At 73.7% G+C, this 16,524-nt stretch carries 14 protein-coding genes; 8 read left to right on the forward strand and 6 right to left on the reverse strand.

Annotated features, from left to right (window positions below; translation table 11 throughout):
• The first annotated feature begins 1 nt into the window (after position 1).
• From ACPXCB_RS08390 to ACPXCB_RS08425, 8 genes are read left to right on the forward strand one after another with little or no spacing between them, the layout of a single operon-like run.
• Entirely contained in the window at positions 2 to 1,189 is a 1,188-nt protein-coding gene (locus ACPXCB_RS08390) for a YcaO-like family protein (protein WP_425873981.1), read from the forward strand.
• Positions 1,186 to 2,427 (forward strand): TfuA-like protein, encoded by a 1,242-nt coding sequence (locus ACPXCB_RS08395; protein WP_425873709.1) that lies wholly within the window; start codon positions 1,186 to 1,188, stop codon positions 2,425 to 2,427. The genes ACPXCB_RS08390 and ACPXCB_RS08395 overlap by 4 nt, the downstream gene beginning before the upstream one ends.
• Positions 2,424 to 4,343: an alpha/beta hydrolase family protein gene (locus ACPXCB_RS08400; protein WP_425873711.1), complete on the forward strand. Its 1,920-nt coding sequence runs from the start codon at positions 2,424 to 2,426 to the stop codon at positions 4,341 to 4,343. The genes ACPXCB_RS08395 and ACPXCB_RS08400 overlap by 4 nt, the downstream gene beginning before the upstream one ends.
• Positions 4,336 to 5,235 carry an aminoglycoside N(3)-acetyltransferase gene (locus ACPXCB_RS08405; RefSeq protein ID WP_425873713.1) on the forward strand — a complete coding sequence of 300 codons (900 nt, stop codon included), beginning with the start codon at positions 4,336 to 4,338 and terminating at the stop codon, positions 5,233 to 5,235. The genes ACPXCB_RS08400 and ACPXCB_RS08405 overlap by 8 nt, the downstream gene beginning before the upstream one ends.
• Positions 5,232 to 5,771: a GNAT family N-acetyltransferase gene (locus tag ACPXCB_RS08410; protein WP_425873715.1), complete on the forward strand. Its 540-nt coding sequence runs from the start codon at positions 5,232 to 5,234 to the stop codon at positions 5,769 to 5,771. Before ACPXCB_RS08405 ends, ACPXCB_RS08410 begins: the two co-directional genes overlap by 4 nt.
• Positions 5,768 to 7,057 carry a M16 family metallopeptidase gene (locus ACPXCB_RS08415; RefSeq protein WP_425873717.1) on the forward strand — a complete coding sequence of 430 codons (1,290 nt, stop codon included), beginning with the start codon at positions 5,768 to 5,770 and terminating at the stop codon, positions 7,055 to 7,057. The genes ACPXCB_RS08410 and ACPXCB_RS08415 overlap by 4 nt, the downstream gene beginning before the upstream one ends.
• Positions 7,054 to 8,292, forward strand: a complete 1,239-nt coding sequence (locus ACPXCB_RS08420; protein WP_425873719.1) for a M16 family metallopeptidase — start codon at positions 7,054 to 7,056, stop codon at positions 8,290 to 8,292. Before ACPXCB_RS08415 ends, ACPXCB_RS08420 begins: the two co-directional genes overlap by 4 nt.
• A 6-nt stretch (positions 8,293 to 8,298) precedes the next feature.
• Positions 8,299 to 9,609, forward strand: a complete 1,311-nt coding sequence (locus ACPXCB_RS08425; RefSeq protein ID WP_425873721.1) for an MFS transporter — start codon at positions 8,299 to 8,301, stop codon at positions 9,607 to 9,609.
• 77 nt (positions 9,610 to 9,686) lie between these two features.
• Here ACPXCB_RS08425 and ACPXCB_RS08430 read toward each other — a convergent pair whose 3' ends face one another.
• The 6 genes from ACPXCB_RS08430 to ACPXCB_RS08455 form a co-directional block, all read right to left on the reverse strand.
• Positions 9,687 to 10,445, reverse strand: coding sequence for a MerR family transcriptional regulator (locus tag ACPXCB_RS08430; protein WP_425873723.1), 759 nt, complete (start codon positions 10,443 to 10,445; stop codon positions 9,687 to 9,689).
• Between the two features lie 173 nt (positions 10,446 to 10,618).
• Positions 10,619 to 12,826 carry a trypsin-like serine protease gene (locus ACPXCB_RS08435; RefSeq protein WP_425873725.1) on the reverse strand — a complete coding sequence of 736 codons (2,208 nt, stop codon included), beginning with the start codon at positions 12,824 to 12,826 and terminating at the stop codon, positions 10,619 to 10,621.
• Positions 12,827 to 12,982: 156 nt separating this feature from the next.
• On the reverse strand, positions 12,983 to 14,512 hold the full coding sequence (locus tag ACPXCB_RS08440) for a hypothetical protein (RefSeq protein WP_425873727.1): 1,530 nt from the start codon (positions 14,510 to 14,512) through the stop codon (positions 12,983 to 12,985).
• 88 nt (positions 14,513 to 14,600) lie between these two features.
• A complete protein-coding gene (locus ACPXCB_RS08445; protein WP_425873729.1) occupies positions 14,601 to 15,710 on the reverse strand; it encodes a hypothetical protein in 1,110 nt (369 codons plus the stop codon).
• Between the two features lie 103 nt (positions 15,711 to 15,813).
• A complete protein-coding gene (locus ACPXCB_RS08450) occupies positions 15,814 to 16,233 on the reverse strand; it encodes a hypothetical protein (protein ID WP_425873983.1) in 420 nt (139 codons plus the stop codon).
• Positions 16,234 to 16,344: 111 nt separating this feature from the next.
• Positions 16,345 to 16,521 carry a hypothetical protein gene (locus tag ACPXCB_RS08455; protein ID WP_425873730.1) on the reverse strand — a complete coding sequence of 59 codons (177 nt, stop codon included), beginning with the start codon at positions 16,519 to 16,521 and terminating at the stop codon, positions 16,345 to 16,347.
• Positions 16,522 to 16,524: the final 3 nt, after the last annotated feature.

The following is a 16,524-nucleotide window of genomic DNA, read 5'->3' on the forward strand; positions in this document are numbered from 1 at the left end:
GATGACGCTGGCCCAGCTCGCCGGCAGCTGGTTGAAGGGTGGCGGGCCTGCGGCACTTGCCGCCGGCACCGTCCGCACGCATCCCGTGGCCCGGACGCGGGCCAGGCTGACGCCGCTGCTCCCCCGGTGGGGCATCACCCGCGTCGCCGAGTTGACCGGCCTCGACACCATCGGCGTGCCGGTGTTCTCGGCCCTACGGCCGGGTGCCGCGACCCTGGTCGCCAGCGCCGGTAAGGGACTGACGGACGACGCCGCCTGGGTGTCGGCCGTCATGGAGTCGCTCGAGGTGGCTGCGGCCGAGACCTTCGCCTGCGCCGATCCGCTGGTCGGAACGGCCGCGGAGATCGGCTGCAACTACCTCGTCGAGGACCTGCCGCTGCACCCGGTCTCGGTGGCCGCCGAATCGACCGTGCTGGAGTGGACAGCCGGCCTCGACCTGGTGACCGGCGATCCGGCCCGGGTGCCCGTCGCAGCGGTCGGGCTGCGCGGATGGACGGAACAGCGGTGGCAGCCGCCGTTGTTCGTCACCACCACCAATGGTCTGGCCGGCGGCAACACCCACGTCGAGGCCGCCCTGCACGGGCTGCTGGAACTCGTCGAACGTGACGCGCTGAGCCGGGTCGGCCCCCGGTCCGCGCGGGTGTCGACGGCACCGGCTGCGGTCGGCCCTCGGGTGGCGGCGCTGGCCGAACTGGTCCGCGACGCGGGCGCGACCATCGAGCTGGAGTTCCTCGCCAGCCTGCCCGGGACTGCCACCTGCGTGTGCTACCTGTCCCAGCCCGAGATGCCCCAGCTCTTCGGCGGCTCCGGATGTCATCTCGATCCCGAGATCGCCGCCGAACGCGCCGTGCTCGAAGCGATCCAGAGCCGGGCGTCGGTCATCAGCGGCACCCGCGACGACATCCCCGCCGCCGTCTACCACGGCGCCCTGACGCTCGGACACCAGCGGCGGGCCGCTGCCGGTGCCTGGACCGTGCCCGATCCGCGCCCGCTGCACGGGGCGGATGTCGCCGGGCTGCTCGACGGGCTCGCCGCGACCGTCACCGAACGAACCGGCCGGCCGGTGATCGCGGTCGACCTCACCCCCGACGGGGTCGAGTTCCCCGCCGTCGTGCAGGTGTTCGCCCCCGGCATGGCACCCGCCCCGGAGGCGCCGCGACCCGCGGCCGACGGTCGGAAGGGCCCGTGACGGGCCGCCGCGTGGTGTTCGTCGGGCCCAGCCTGCCCGCCGACACCAGACCGCAGCTGGACGGCGAGTACCTGCCGCCCGCCCGCCACGGCGACCTGTTCCGCCTCGGGCTCGGACCGGGCGACGCCGCCCTCGTCGTCGACGGCGTCTACCAGCACTTCGCGCCGCTGCGCCACAAGGAGATCCTGGCCACGCTGTCCTGCGGCGTGCGCGTGTTCGGCGCCGCCAGCATGGGCGCGCTACGCGCGGCGGAACTGGCCGACTGCGGGATGACCCCGCTCGGGCGGGTCGCCGCCGCGTACCGCACCGGCGAGCTGACCTCCGACGCCGACGTCGCCGTGCTGCACTCGGCCGAGGAGGACCACCGGCAGTTGACCGTCGCGTTGGTGTCGGTCCGCTTCGGCGTACGCGACCTCACAGCCTCTGGTCGCCTCACCCCCGAGCACGGCGACCGCCTGCTCCGGATCGCCGCGGGCCTGCACTACATGACCCGATCCCCGGCCGCCCTGCGTGCCGATGCGACGGCAGAAGGCGTCGGCGAACAGATGGCCGCGCTGCTCGAGCACCTCGCCGCCGGCGGGGACGTGAAACGCCAGGACGCGCTCGACGCCGTACGCACACTGGCCGGCCCGTTCACGCAGGCGACGACGTCGACGCGGTGGACCAGCTCGTACGGGACCGAGTGGGCGTTGGACAGCACCCCGCTGGTGGCCGGCTCGTCCGTCACCCGTCGACGGGCGTTGGCCTGCCTCCAACTGTTCGACACGAGCTACCCGCAACGACACCGGGCCTACGTCCACCGGGTGGTACGCGACACCAACGGCGCGATCACGCCGACCGCGATGTTCGCCGCTGCCGGGATCGACGCGCGAACCGCCGCGAACCGCTTCGGCGCCCCCACGGCCGCCACCGTCGGCTGGAGTGCCGAGGACCGTGCGCTGGTGCGGACGTTCCGGTTGCCGCCGGGGCGGTGCGTCTACGCCGACCTGCCACCGGAAGCGACAGCGGACCGGTCCCCCGGGACGATCGTGGACTGGTGCACCCGACTGGCCGGCGACGGCTCCGGTACGCGGCAGTGGCGGGAGCTGCTCGGTGAACTGTGGTCGGCACCCACCCCCCAGGAGTTGACGTTGAGCGCACTGGAACGCGGCTTCCGCGACCTGGACGAGGCCCTGCGGCTCGCCCGACCGTTCTCCGCCCGCCTCGTCGGCTCGCTCGCCAGCGCGGTCGCGTCGTGAGCGAGGAGGCGAGGACGACGTTCCTCGAGGAACTGGTGCGCGAGCCTCGGCTGTCCGCACTGCCGGCCTGCGGCGAGAACCTTCTCATCAGCCGCGTCGACGTGCCGGACCCACGCGCAGACCGGCTCAACCCGACGCTGGTCTGCCACCGTCGCGGCCCGGACGGCGCCTGGGGACCGGTCTGGGCCGCACGCGGCACGGTCGCCGCGCTGGTCGGTCCCGAGTCCGTCGCGTACGCCACCGGCGCGGAGATCCGCCTGCGCGGCCCGGACGCCGTCGAGCGTCCGCTGCACCGGGTCGACGGCCGGGTGGTGGCCCTGCTCGCCGGACCGGACCGACTGACCTGCCTCGTGCAGGAGACACGCGCGTGGTCGTCCCGGCGACCGGCGGCGTTGGGCGGGGCGGACGTGGTGTGGTTCGCCGACTCGTCCGCCTCACTGGGCGGTGTCCGCCGCGCGGAGGGCGGCTGGCGGATCGTGCGGCTCGACCCCACGCAGAGCACCGAGCCGCGCAGCTTCGTACCGGTGTTGCCGGCAGGAGCGAACCTGACCGGTGAGGCCGCGTGGCTGGGCGACGACCTCGTGCTCGGCACGGCGTACGACCTTCCCGAGGGCCGGCGCAGGTTCGGCCTGATCACGGTCGACGCCACCGGCTCGGTCGTGCGCGAATTCAGGATGGCCGACATCGACCTGACGGGCCTCGTCGCGTCGCCGGAGGGCCGGACACTGGCCTGCCTCGGCACATCGGTGCCCGTCGGCGACGACCACCCCGTCCAGTTCCCCTGTCTCATCGACACGGACTGGCGGTGCACCCCGCTCGATCGCGGCGACGACCTGTGGCAGCAACCGCGCGCCTGGTCGGGAGAGGGCGTCCTGTTCTGCACCGCCGAGGACGGGCCGAACCGCCGCCTGCTGCGCCACGACCTGCGCACCGGCGTCCGGGAGCCCGTCCAGGTGGCCGGTTCCGTGCTGGACGTCGTGACACACGGCTCCCGGACGATGGTCCTCACCTCGGCACTCGACGCGCTGCCGTCGGTGCAGACGATCGACTCCGCCGGATCGACGGAGACCGTGGAGCCGGCGGGGGGCCCGGCGCTACCCGGCCGGTTACGCCGGCTGACGCTGCCCGACCCCGCCACGGGGATCGACTTCGGTGGCTGGCTGTGCACGCCCGACGACCGGCCGCCCACCGGTCTGGTCGTGGTGTTCCACGGCGGCCCGCTGAAGAGCTGGACCGACTGGGCGTGGCGGTGGAGTCCCTGGCCGTGGGTGGCCGCCGGCTACCAGGTGGCGTTGCTGGAGCCGCCCATGTCGCTCGGATATGGCAACGCCGGCATCGCCGCCGGATGGCGCAGGTGGCGTACGGGCATTGGCGCCGTCGCGGTCGAGCAGGTCCGGGCGGTGCTGCGGCTCACCGGCGTACCGGCTCCGCTGGCCGTGATGGGCGGCAGCTTCGGCGGGTACCTGGCGCTGATCACCGCGGCGGAACTGGCGCCACGGCTCGTCGTCACGCACGGCGCGCCGGTGGACCTGCGGCAGACGGCGTCGGTCAGCGACGTCGGCTGGCAGTGGATCCGCGAGTACGGCGATCCGGACACCCGCCGGTCCGCGTACGACGAGCAGAGCCTGCCGCACGACAGCGTGCCCGCCGGTACCCGTGTGCTCGTCTCCCACGGTCTCGCCGACGATCTGGTGCCCGCGAGCGAGTCGGTACGGCTGCACCGCTCGTTGCTGCGCCGGGCGGTCCGCAGCGAGCTGGCGATCTTCCCGACGGAAGGGCACCCGCTGCTACGGCCGAGGAATCTGCGGGCGTGGTTCGACTGGGTTCTTTCGGCGCTCGCCGCCGAGACGCCACCCGACGGCGACGGCGGGCACACCCCGGCCGCCGGCGACCTGGCCGGAGCGTTCCGTGGGTAGGCCGGTCACCCGCTCGCAGCTTGTCGCGGGCCTGGTGGAGCTCGGGGTCGAGGCCGGCGACACGGTGCTGGTGCACTCGTCGCTGTCGGCGTTCGGTTTCGTGGCGGGCGGCTCCATCACCGTGTGCCAGGCGCTGGCGGCGGCCGTCGGCCCGACCGGCACGATCGCCATGCCGGGCTTCACGCCGCAGCTGAGTCACCCGGCGTCGTGGCGTCCCGAACGGCTCGACGGCGCCGATCCCCTGGAGATATCCCGGGAGATGCCGGCGTTCGACGCGGCGGCCACTCCCGTTTCGGCCACGATCGGGGCGGTGCCGGAATGCTTCCGTGGCCTGCCCGGCACTGCACGCTCCGATCATCCCCACACGTCGTTCCTGGCCAACGGGGCTCTCGCCGCCGACCTGACCGCGCACCACCCAGTGCCGTACCGGCTGTCCAGCGCGGGGCCACTCGGCCGGCTCTGGGATGCGGCGGCGAAGATCCTGATGCTCGGCACGTCGTGGCATTCGTGCACGGCGCTGCACCTCGCCGAGTACCGCACCGCCTACCCGGGTCGACGTCGCGGCCGGTGGCCGGTGCCGGTGCCGGCGCCCGGCGGGGTGTCCTGGGCCGCCGCGGACGAGCTGCTGGTGTGGGAGGGAGACTTCGACGCCCTCGGCGACGCCTTCACACGGGCGTGCCCGGAGGCCGTCACGGTGACCACCGTCGGGGCCGCCACCTGCCGCCAGGTCGGCATCCGGGAGCTGGTGCGCTTCGCCGAGGGCTGGCTGGCCGGGCATCGCGACCTGCGGGGTGGACTCGCACCCCCGGGATGGGTGAACATCTGCGACGCCGCCGACGCGTTGCCCGTCCCTCCACTGCGGGAACGCCTTGCCACAGGAGGAAACCCATGACTCCCGCCGACGTCGTGTTGCGTCCGGTGACCGAGGCCGACCTGGACCTGTTCGAGGTGGAGTTCGCCACGGAGACCGGCACCGGCCCCTGGCAGTGGTTCGGCTTCACCCCGACGCACGGGCTGCGCCGCCGGTTCGCGGACACCGGCCTGCTCGACGCCGACGGTGGCGTGCTGAGCGTGGCGGCCGACGGCGTGACGGCGGGCCGGGTCGAGTGGTTCCCGGCCGCGTGGGGCCGCCCCGCCACGTCCACGTGCTGGACCATCGCGGCGGGGTTGCGTGCGGCGTACCGAGGTCGTGGGATCGGTACGGCGGCCCAGCGGCAACTCGCGGAGTACCTGTTCCTGCACACCCGCGCCGAGCGGGTGCAGGCGTTCACCGACGTGTCGAACGTCGCGGAGCAACGCGCGCTGGAGAAGGCCGGCTTCGAGCGGGAGGGCATCATCCGGTCCGGCCAGTGGCGGCAGGGCGAGTGGCACGACCAGGTGCTCTACTCGATCCTGCGCCGGCCCGCGCGGGGCGGGTCGACCGCATGACCACGACTACCGAAGCGGTACGCGTCGAGCGGCTCGACAACGGCCTCACCGTCCTGGTACGTCCGTTGCCCGGCGTCCAGGCTGCTGCCACCTGCCTGCACTACGGCGTCGGTTTCCGCAACGAACCGGTGCCCGGCGCGGCGCACCTCGCCGAGCACGTGCTCAGCGGGTTCTCCGCCGCAGGCGCCGGTTACCTGAACGACATCGCCCGGCTCGGCGGGTCCACGAACGCCCGCACGTCACTGGACTACACGCAGTACCTCCAGGTCGTGCCGGCCGGGGGCCTCAGCGTCGCCCTGCGCCTGGAACGTGACCGGATGGCGGCCCCGACACTGACCGCCGAGCGGGTCGGTGAGCAGGTCGCCGTGGTGCAGGCGGAGATCCGGCGCAACATCCTGCAGCGGCCACACGGCGGGTTGGTGCTGTTCGGCCTGCCCGAGCTGCTGTTCCCGTCGTTCGCGCACGGCCACAACGGCTACGGCGACGTGGACGCCCTGGCGCAGGTGGGCCCGGCGCAGCTCCAGGAGTTCGTAGACGACTACTGCCAGCCGGCCAACGCGTGGCTCGGAATAGCGGGCGACGTCGATGCCGAGGCGGTGCTCGCCGAGGCCCGGGAGGTCTTCGGTGACCTGCCGCGCGCGGGACGGCGGCCGGTCGTACCGCCCGCCGACCCGGCGTTGGAGGGCAGCCGGACGGCCGTGCGGCGGGACCCGTCCGCCTCCACCGCGTGCACCGCCATCGGGCTCCGCGCGGCCGACCCGGCGCGGTCGCGCCCGGATTACCTGGCCACCGTGGCGCTGACCGAACTGCTCGACGCCCCGCCAGCCGGACTGCCGCTGACCGGCGCGTCCGGGCTGCGGTTCCGGTGGCGGGTCAACCGCACCGGGAACCCGTTCGACGTGCGGCATCCGAGCATGGTGGCCGCGCAGGCGAACCATCCGGCGGAGCTGTCCGGGCACGAGGTGCAGGACCGGTTCCGGCAGGTGCTCCGCGAGGTCGCCAGCGTCGGGGCGGAGCTGGACGTCGCCCTGACGGCGGTGACCCGCCAGGCGGCGCTCGCCATCCACTCCGACTTGGACTCGCTGGTCAGCCTCGCGTCGTGGAGTTGCATCGGCACCCACCTGTTCGGGGACCCGTGCTACTACGACGCCCTGCCGGGCATGCTGCGCGCGGTCCCCGCCGACACGGTCCGGGCGGTCGCGGACGGTCTGGCCTCGGCGCCGGCTGCGCGCATCACGAGCCTTCCGTCGGCGCTGGCGCCGGACGGTCCGGAGGTGACGCCGTGACGGCGCCGGTCCAGTTTCGTCCACCGCACGTCGAGTCCGTGCCGCTCGGATCGGCCGGCGGTCGCCTCGTCGTCGTCCCACGCCCGGGCGAACTGGCCGAGGTACGTGTGGTGCTGCCCGCCGTACCCGTGGAGTCCGGTCACACCGGGCGGGTGCAGACCGTCGCCGAGGCTCTGCGCCGACAACTCGGCGAGACCCTGGCCGGCACCGCCGACCTGCGCGTCGAGTCCCGGCCGGACCGGATCATCGTTTCGGCACGGGCCCTGCGGGAGGACGCGGACACGGTGGTGCGGCAGGTCGGCACCGCGCTGGCCGCCACCGCGCTGGGCGAGCTGGACCTGCGGCGGGCGGCCGACACCGTACGGGCACGGGTGGCGGCGGGCGCCACGCACCCCCTCACGACAGCCCGGACCGCCTTCCTGCGGGCCGTGTACGGCAGCCATCCACTGGCGGAGGAGGGCGCGGATCTCGCCCCCGACCTGTCGGTGTGCACGCCCGCCACTCTGGTGCGCGACATCGAGCTTTCCCGTTGCTCCGTGGTGCTCGTCGGCGGCGCGGGCGTGGACGTGGTGGCCCCGGTGGTGCGGTCCGCGTTCGAGCCGGTCGGCGCGACGGCGGTCGGTTCCGGTGCTGCCCCGGCGGTCGTACGTCGTCCGGAACCCCGCGTCGGACGGGTCAGCAACCCGCGGGCCGCCGGAGATCTGCTGCGGCTGGGAACGCTCGGCCCGGCCCGCGACCACGTGGACTACCCGGCCCTGCAACTGGGGGCGCTGATGCTCGGTGGCTACTACGCGAGCAGCCTGACCAGGATCCTGCGGGAGCGCGAGGGCCTGTCGTACGCGCCGCGTGCCGTGCTCGATCCGGTGGCCGACGCCGCCACCCTGGTCATCGAGGCCGACGTCCCCGGCGGACGCGCCGGGGAGGCGACGGGGTTCGTACGCGAGGCGTACGAAGCGCTGTCGGCCGCCGGGTCCGCGGCGGCCCTCGACACGGCCCGCACCTTCGCAATCGGCTCGATGGCGCTGGCGTGCTCGTCGCGTTCCGGGCTGGCGTCGGTGCTCGCCGGTGTCCTGGGGTCGGGGCTGGAACCGTCCTGGTTGGCCCGTTACGCCGAGCGGCTCGGTGGCGTCGGGCCACGGACGCTCAGTGCGGCGCTGGATCGGCACTGGGCATGGGACCGCCTCGCCGGGGCGGTCGTCACCTCGAAGAATCATCCTCCTTTCCGGAACGAGTGAGTCACCATGGCGACCATCACCGGGTTCCTCCGCAGCACGTACGCGCCGCTGCGCGGGCCGGCCCGTACCCTCGGCGTGCTCCATCTCGTCGACAGCATGGGCAACGGCCTCTTCCTCGCCGGCGCCACCGTCTACTTCGTGACGTCGGCCGGGTTGCCGGCGGCCCAGGTGGGCCTCGGCCTGTCCCTGGCCGGTCTCGCCGGCTTCGGTTCGAGTGTGCTGCTCGGCAAGGTGGCCGACCGGATGGGCGCCCGGCCCCTGCTGGCCCTGCTGCTGTTCACGCTGGCGGGCTGCTTCCTGCTGTATCCGCTCGTCGACTCGGTGTGGTTCTTCTTCCTGCTGATCAGCCTCATCGGCGCGCTCGAGTACGGCTGCGGTCCGGCGTTCAGCACGCTCATCATGGACCTCGTGTCCGAGTCTGACCGGGTACCGGCGCGGGCGGCGCTCCGCTCGCTGTTCAACATCGGCTTCTCGGCCGGATCGCTGCTGGCCGTCGCCCTCATCGGCACGGGGTCCATGGGCTGGCTGCAACTCCTGCCACTCGGCAACGCCGTGACGTTCATCGTGTCCGGGCTGCTGGTCCTGCGCCTCCCCGCCACGCCGACGCCACCGAGGGTGAACAACGGCCGGCGGTTCGGCGCGCTGCGTGACCTGCCGTTCCTGGCCGTGGTCGGCGCGTCGGGCCTGCTGGCGATGCACGGCGCCGTCCTGGTGGTCGGTCTTCCGCTGTGGCTGGTCACCCGCAGCGACCTGCCCAACTTCGTGGTGCCGCTCTTCCTCACCATCAACACGGCGCTGGTGGTGCTCTTCCAGGTAGTCGCCTCGCGGGGGGCGGACACCATCGCCGGCGCCGCCTCGGTGGCCCGTCGCGCCGGGCTGGTCTGCCTGGCCGCGTGCCTGCTGCTCGCGGTCACTCCCAGCGCCGGCGTGTGGGGGGCGGCGATCGCCGCCGTCGTCGCGTTGCTGCTGTTCACACTCGCGGAACTGTGGCAGTCGGCGAGCGCCTTCGGGCTGGGCTTCGGGCTGGCGGGCACGCAGAACCGCGGTGAGTACCTGGGTGCCTTCAATCTGCACATCGTCGTGCAGGCGGCTGCCGGACCGGCACTGGTGACGTACCTGGTCGTGTCCGTCGGCGCACTCGGATGGGTGGTCCTCGGGCTGGTCTTCACCCTGGGCGCGCTGGTCATCGGCCCGGCGGCTCGGCGAGCGGCGGCGGCCGAGCGGCTCCAGGTGGCCGAGGAACAGGACGCAACGACGATGGATCCGGCCGGCGAGCCGCAGTCGGGCGAGCAGCCGCCGGCGACGGTACGACCGTAGTCGTCCGCCGACCCGGCGACCGCCCGCGCGACTGCCGGCGGCGACGAGCGCTGCTGACCTCCGGGTACGGCCGCGTGTCAGGCGCGGGTGATGGCGTTGGCGTGGATGGCCTCACCCAGGTACGCGGCCATCCCCGGCCTGATCGTCTCGAAGTACGCGGTGAACCGCTCGTCCGACACGTACATGTCGGCCAGACAGGTGTGCAGCTCGAACGGGCAGTCGTAGAACCAGCGGCTGATGAGCTGCCGGTGCTCCTCGGCCAGGTCCATGGCCGCCGGGCTGTCCGCGGGCGCCCCGGATGCCATCACCTCGACGAACCGCCGCGCCCAGTCCTCGTTCTCGGCCTTGTTCCGCAACCAGTCGTCCTTGGTGTAGCGGGCGACCCGCTCGTTCGACTGGCGGTACGCGTCCGTGTCGCCCCAGCGCTGCTCGACCTCCTCGGTGTGCGCGTCCGGGTCGAAGTCGCCGAAGACCTCGAACCGCTCCTGCGGGGTGAGTGGAATGTTCAACTTGCTCGCCTCCATCGCGAACTCGATCGCCGCGACCATCTCCTGGAGCTTCCTGATCCGTACGGACAGCAGCTCGTGCTGGCGACGCAGGTGCGCCGCCCGGTCACTCGCCGGGTCGTCGAGGATCGCGGCGATCTCCTCCAGCGGGAACCCCAGCTCCCGGTAGTAGCGGATGTGCTGCAACCGGTCCAGGTCGGCGTCGTCGTAGCGCCGGTAGCCGGTGCTGCTGCGGTCACTGGGCGAGAGCAGTCCGATCCCGTCGTAGTGGTGCAGCGTCCGCACGGTCACGCCGGCCGCCTTCGCGACCTGTCCCACCGTGTAGGCCATGGTTCCCTCCCTTCCGCCACCGAGGCTCCCGCCTGCCGTTACGTGAGGGTCAAGCCCGATTCTGCGACCCGCTTCACGCGGGCGGCGGGCGTTCGGCCGACGCCGCCCGAACGCGTGTGGGCCGCCCGGTCTCCGGGCGGCCCACACGGTCGGTGCGTCAGATCGTCAGGGTCTCACCCGTGTCGGGTGCTGTCCGGCCACGAATCGTACGGGACGGCAGACAGGATCGGGTCCCATCCGCTGCTGGTGGTGCCAGTCGGCACGTAGGCGGTCACGTCGGTGCCGCTGTCGTTGAACGGACTGTTGTCCAGATGACCGGTGACCACGCCGTTGGCGTCGCGCCGGTAGTAGTGGCCCCCGCCCGGGGAGAAGAGCGAGGTCATGTTGCCCCAGCCGGTGGTCACCAGATCCTTGCGGCGCCACACGTTGCTGGCGTCGATGTCGTACGCCACCAGGATGTTGCCGGCCGTGGCGATCAGCCGGTTCTTGCCGGTGGCGCCCAGCGTGGGCAGGGTGAACCCGGAGGCCTGGGTGCCGTCGCTGTTGTAGACAGTCCAGCTGGGGAAGTCGCCCGGCCCCGGCTTGGCCTTGGTCAGCTTGTAGCGGCGCAGGAAGCCGCCGGCGGTTCCGTACAGACCGCCGTTGCCGTCGTAGACCAGCCGGTCGTGGCTCCACCCACTGGTGGCGATCGGCGCGGACACGGTGAAGGCCAACGGCTCGTGGCTGGTGACGTCCACCCGGTAGAGGTGCGAGTTGGTGCCGGTCATCACGATGGTGTCCGAGTTGAGGGTGGCCATCGCTTTCGGGGTGAAGCCGAGGGTCTGCGCCGAGACCGTGCTGACCTTCCTCGCCCCGGTCACCGGGTCGAGCGCGGTGTACGACAGGCGCCCGTCGGGGCTGGTACCGAAGGCCGAGACGAGCCCGGTCCAGGGCCGAGCGGAGAGCAGCGCCTGGTTCCAACCGGACGTGCTGACCGGATCGGTGGGGAAGCTCTGGATGTCGGTGCCGCTGCCGTCGACGGGGTTGGCGTCGAGGTAGCGGTCCAGCCGGCCGGTGGAGCTGCGGGCGTAGTAGAGGCCGCCGCCGGGCGAGACGAGGTGCGTCGGGCCAGCCCAGCCCGTGGTAGCCAGCGCGCTGACCACCCAGCCGCCCGGCCCGTCTCCGTAGACGCGGTAGGAGAGCAGCCGCCCGTCGGAGACCGTGCCGAGGATCCGTCCGGGGGCCGGCGAGGTGATGGTCTTCTGACCGAAGCCGGAGGAGACCGCCACCGTCCGGGTGAGGTCCGCGCCGGTCGGCTTGGCGCTGGTGATGGTGCGCCGGTAGAGCTGGTTGGTGCTCCCGTTGATGTAGTAGAGGGAGCCGTAACCGTCGTGGACCATCCGGTCGTACGGCGACCAGCCGGTGGCGATGTTCGTCTTGGTGAAGGTCAGCGGGTCGTACCCCGTGACGTCCACCCGGTAGAGGGTGCCGCCGGTGTCGTTGATCAGGATCGTGTTCTCGTTCAGCGTCGCCATCGCCTTGGGCGTGAAGCCGAGGGTGGCCGACGACTGCCGGTTGGCCCGCAGGTCGCCGGTGGCGGAGTCGATGACGCCGTAGGTGAGCTGCCCGCTGGCGAGGACGCCGAAGATCTGCACGTCGGCGAGCTGCTCGCGGACCCACGGGCCGAGGTCGTCAACGCGGGTGGCCGTCGCGCCGTCGCGGGTCTCGGTCGCGCCCAGGCAGCCCTTCTGCCAGGACGTGGCGGCGATGGCGACCAGCTCGACGGTGCCCGCGACGTCGCGGAACGCCGGGCCGCCTGCGTCGCCCTTGCAGAGAGTGGCGCCGGCCGACGCCCCGACCAGCCCGACGGACCCGCCGGTCACGTCCTGGACGGTGAAGGAACCCTGGTGCAGCCGGTCCGGCACCCACTCGGTGGCGGTACGGCCGTAGCCGGTGACCCGCAGGGTCTCGGCGGCGGTCGGCGCGGCGGTGGCGAGCGCGACCGTGGGCACGCCGGTGGCCGGGGCGGAGAGCCGTGCCAGGGCGAGGTTGCGGTCGGGGTGGGGCACGACGTGGGTGACGCGGCGCTGAGCGCCGGACGTGGTCGTGAGGTCGGTACGGCCGACGAGCGCGGTGGTCGCCCGGGTGGGCGCGCCGGCGACGGTCGGGGTGGTCCCGTCAGCGAAGCAGGACTTCGCGGTGACCATCCAGTTCGGGTCGATGAGCGCGCCCGAGCAGGCACGGACGTCCCCAAAGGTGATCTTGGCGTTGAAGAGGTAACTGCCGTCCGGAACCGGATCGGCGGCGGCGATCGCCGAGGCGGAGCCACCGCCCAGCAGACCGGCCGCGAGGGTTGCGCCCAGCAGGGCGGCGCCCCACCGATGTGCGCGACGAGATGACAATGCGTTCCCCCGTGTCTGTAGGTGTCGTCCGGGCCGGATCAGCCGGCCGGACAGAGCGCATGCTATCGAGCGCGATGCATGCCGGGGTACCTCACTCGCAAAGCCTCCACCAAGGACAAATGGCACCCAACCAGCCGGTGCCCGATCCGCGTCCCCTCAGGACCACTCTTCCGTCGGGTCGTCGTCCCGAACCGGCCCGGCCGAGCCGACGTCACCTGCCGGGGTGGCGGCCGGCGGTCCGCCGTGCGTCCACGGTGTCTCCTCGACCGCCGGGAACGCCCCCGCCGGCATGAACGCGTCCGACAGGGTGGTGTAGCAGAGCCGCTCCCCCACCTCGGGCACGCTGCCCGGCGGCGCGGTCAGCCCCCGGCCCATCCCGCCGGAGAGCTCCAGCACCACCTCGGTCTTGCCGTCCGCCGCCGGGGTCACGAAGACCACCCGGGCCTTCTGCGCCGGCCGGGCCGGCGAGTACAGCGTCGCGCCGACCGGCACCGACACCGGCTCGGTGGTGACCAGCTGGATCCGGGGACGCAGCACCGGCCGCTTCCCGGTGTCGTCCACCCGCTTCGGGTCCGCCAGGGTCACCTCGCCGACGAACGCCTCCCCGGTCAGCCGGTGCTCCGCCATCACCAGCGGGTCGTCGTAGGCGCGCTGCACCGCGTAGGAGGTCAGGGCCCGTTCCAGCCGGTGCAGCCGCTGGGCGGCGGCCACCGCCCCGTCCCGGCGGGGTTGCGGCGCGCCGCCCGCGTCGACGTGCTCGGCGTAGCCGGTGAAGGCGTCCTTGTCGCCGTCCCACCGGCCGGCCACCCGGGCGCCCGGGGGCAGGTCGCGCAGCAGCCCCACGCCGCGCCACATCAGCTCCCAGGTGGGCGCGAGCTGGTCGCGCAGCAGCCGTTCCAGCTCCGCGTACGCCCCGGCGCGCGCGACCGGGTCGTCCTCGGCGGCGGTGTACGCGGCGATGGCCGGGGCGAGCCACCGGTTGTCGAAGTCCGGGTCGGTGGCCGGGCCGGCGGGCGGGCAGGTCACCGGGTCCTCGGCCCGGGCCGCCGCCTCGGCGCCGGTGAGCCCGGCAGGCGGGTCGATCCAGCCGAGCAGCGCCGGCAGGTGCAGGTCCTCCACCACGCTCTGCCCGGTGGCCCAGTGCAGGGCCAGCGCGTCGGTCATCGCCAGCAGCGCCGACGAGCCGGGGTGCTCGGCCCGCTCGGCGAAGAAGGTCAGCCAGCGCCCGAGTACCGGCACCGACGGGTGCACCGGATAGTCCCCGTCGGGCCGGCGGAAGCGGGTGGAGCGGCCGAGCAGCCGCAGGAAGGTGATCCCGGCGGGGTTCGGCACCAGCAGCTGCGGGGCGTCGACGTGGCGGTACCGCACGTCCCTGCCCCGGTCGACCAACACCGCCTCGGAGACGCCCCGGAACCCGTCCAAATACGGCAGCACGATCCCGGCCAGCTCGGCGGCGAACGCGAACCGCTGGTCACGGTTGCGGGGCTGCGGCACGATCAGCAGCCGCGCCGCGTCCGGGGCGTCGCCGACCAGCGCCGCCAGCGGCGCGTTGGCCTCGCCGGCCATCGCCAGCGGCACCAGCACCAGCGGTCGCCCGGACAGGTGCAGGTGCCGGACGGTGGCCACCGGCTGGGCCACCCCGGCGGCGAGGGCCTGGGCCCGGGCGAACGCGCGGAGCGTGCTCACGCGGGCCCACCCCGCCCGGCCGGCGCGGCACTCGGGGTGGTCGGGCGGTGGCCGCCGCGGGAAGCGGGGCGGGTGGCGTACGGCGTAATCATGAGGGGGTCCCGGTGAGGGCGTCGGCGCGCAACCGGGCGGCGGCCCGCAGCAGCGCGGCGGCCTGCTCCTGCCCGGGCTCCGGGGCACGCTCGCCAGCGGCCAGCGCCAGCACCTCGTCGACCTCCGCGACCCCGCCGAGCGCCTCCCGGACCGGCCGGCCCAGCGCCCCGGTGTGCCCGCGCGCCTCGTGTCGGCAGAAGTACGCCAGCTCGCAGGCCGCCAGGCAGTCGGGCGCGTAGCGGGCCTCCACCTGCGACAGCGCGGCGAGCAGGGCCGCGGGCTCGACCGTCAGGTCGGCGGTGAAGTCCTCGGGCACGGCGGCCAGCAGCGCGTCGACCCGGGCCATCCGGTCGAGCTGGCGGCGCAGCACCAGCAGCTGCTTGCGCACGTCGACCAGGCTGGCCACCGGCTGGTTGGCGAAGTCGCGCGGGCAGACCAGCACCGCGTCGTGCGACACCAGTTCCGGGTCGTGGCCGGCGGCGGCGAGCAGTTCGCGCAGGGCCAGCACGTAGACGGCGGCCTGGATCGCGGCGCCGGACACCTTGGCCGGGTCGGCCTGGCCGTCGACCACCGGGAAGGACTTGATCTCGACAACGTGGAAGCGGCCCGCGAGCCGGGCGGCGACCAGGTCCGGCTCCAGGTGCACCCGGCGGCCGGCGACCTCCAGGCCGAGCAGCGGGTGGTCGAACAGTGCGGCGGTGTCGTCCGTCCCGCCGGGGGTGGCGCCGGTCAGCAGCGCGGCGGAGCGGCGGTGCCGGGCGGCCGTGTCGTCCTCGACGCCGTCGCCGAGGTCCGTCCAGCTCGCCGCCGCCGGCACCGGTACGCCCAGCCGCTCGGCGACCAGCCGCAGCAGCTCGGCGCCGCCGTCGGCCTTGACCTGCGCCTCGAACGCGTTGCCCCGGGTGATGGCGAAGCGGGACTGCCCGAACCGGGCGGGAAAGCCGATCCGCTCGGCCAGCCTCGGCTTGTCCACCCCCGCGCCGTCCAGCACGGCCCGCCGGGTGCAGCCCGGGTTGCCGGTCAGGGCGGCGATGGTGCGCGCGTTGTGCCGCCTCGGTGGCACGCCGCCGCGGATCGCGGCCAGTCGTTCCTCGGTGCTCGTCACGATCCGCCACGATAGGCGGTCCCCGCCGCCCGCGCCCGGCGCCGCCCCGGCCGGCGGCACCCGCCGCAGCCGTCAGCCCGGGGCCGGGCCGCCCGGGTTCAGTTCAGAGCAGGGTGGTGAACGGCCCCAGGAAACCGCAGCAGATCAGCCCGAAGGCCCCCAACGTGACCAGCGCGATGCTGTAGTTCGACCAGAGCCCGAACTTCGTCACGTCGGTGCCGTACCCGTCGTAGGCGCGGTTGCGCCAGCCACCGAAGCGGAACGACAGGTGGTACGCCGTGCCGGGATGGGCGACCAACGCGGTGGTGATCAGCGGCATGCCCAGGAAGTCGGTGTACCGGACGTCGTGCGGCCCGGGAGGGATCACCACGTACCAGGTGCCCTCGCCGGGGATCGGCACCGCCTGGCCGTCGACCTTGAACTTGCTCGTGGTGGGGGCGGGCACGATGTACGGGCCGCGGTTCACCGAGACGACGAGCACCGCGTAGCCGGGCGGGGGCGCGATCGGGTGGGGGTACACCATCGGCGTCACGGGGCCGGGCATGGGCGGGTACGACGCATGAGGGGGGTACGACACCGCCACATCCTGGCACGGCCCCACCAGTCCGCCGTGCCTCGGCGGATCACGGACCGGTCAGCGCCCGGCGGAGCGGTTCCAGGGCGAACGGGGCAGGGCGGTGCCGGCCAGCGGCCGGCGGTCGCGGCGACGACGGCGGCGGCGGCCGGGGGTGCACGGCGGCCGGGAGACGGTGTGCAGGGGCGCGGGCACGGCGGGCTGCCGGCCGATCAGCCAGCAGAGGAAACGGGCCATCGG

Source organism: Micromonospora sp. DT62, assembly GCF_049847285.1.
Taxonomy (GTDB): Bacteria; Actinomycetota; Actinomycetes; order Mycobacteriales; family Micromonosporaceae; genus Micromonospora; species Micromonospora reichwaldensis.

What these genes read in the sequence shown, in the direction of transcription:
- ACPXCB_RS08390 (WP_425873981.1), top strand. Translation starts at nt 2, where the DNA reads ATGACGCTGGCCCAGCTCGCCGGCAGCTGGTTGAAGGGTGGCGGGCCT.
- ACPXCB_RS08410 (WP_425873715.1), top strand. Translation starts at nt 5,232, where the DNA reads ATGACTCCCGCCGACGTCGTGTTGCGTCCGGTGACCGAGGCCGACCTG.
- ACPXCB_RS08415 (WP_425873717.1), top strand. Translation starts at nt 5,768, where the DNA reads ATGACCACGACTACCGAAGCGGTACGCGTCGAGCGGCTCGACAACGGC.
- ACPXCB_RS08425 (WP_425873721.1), top strand. Translation starts at nt 8,299, where the DNA reads ATGGCGACCATCACCGGGTTCCTCCGCAGCACGTACGCGCCGCTGCGC.
- ACPXCB_RS08430 (WP_425873723.1), bottom strand. Translation starts at nt 10,445, where the DNA reads ATGGCCTACACGGTGGGACAGGTCGCGAAGGCGGCCGGCGTGACCGTG.
- ACPXCB_RS08450 (WP_425873983.1), bottom strand. Translation starts at nt 16,233, where the DNA reads ATGGTGTACCCCCACCCGATCGCGCCCCCGCCCGGCTACGCGGTGCTC.
- ACPXCB_RS08455 (WP_425873730.1), bottom strand. Translation starts at nt 16,521, where the DNA reads ATGGCCCGTTTCCTCTGCTGGCTGATCGGCCGGCAGCCCGCCGTGCCC.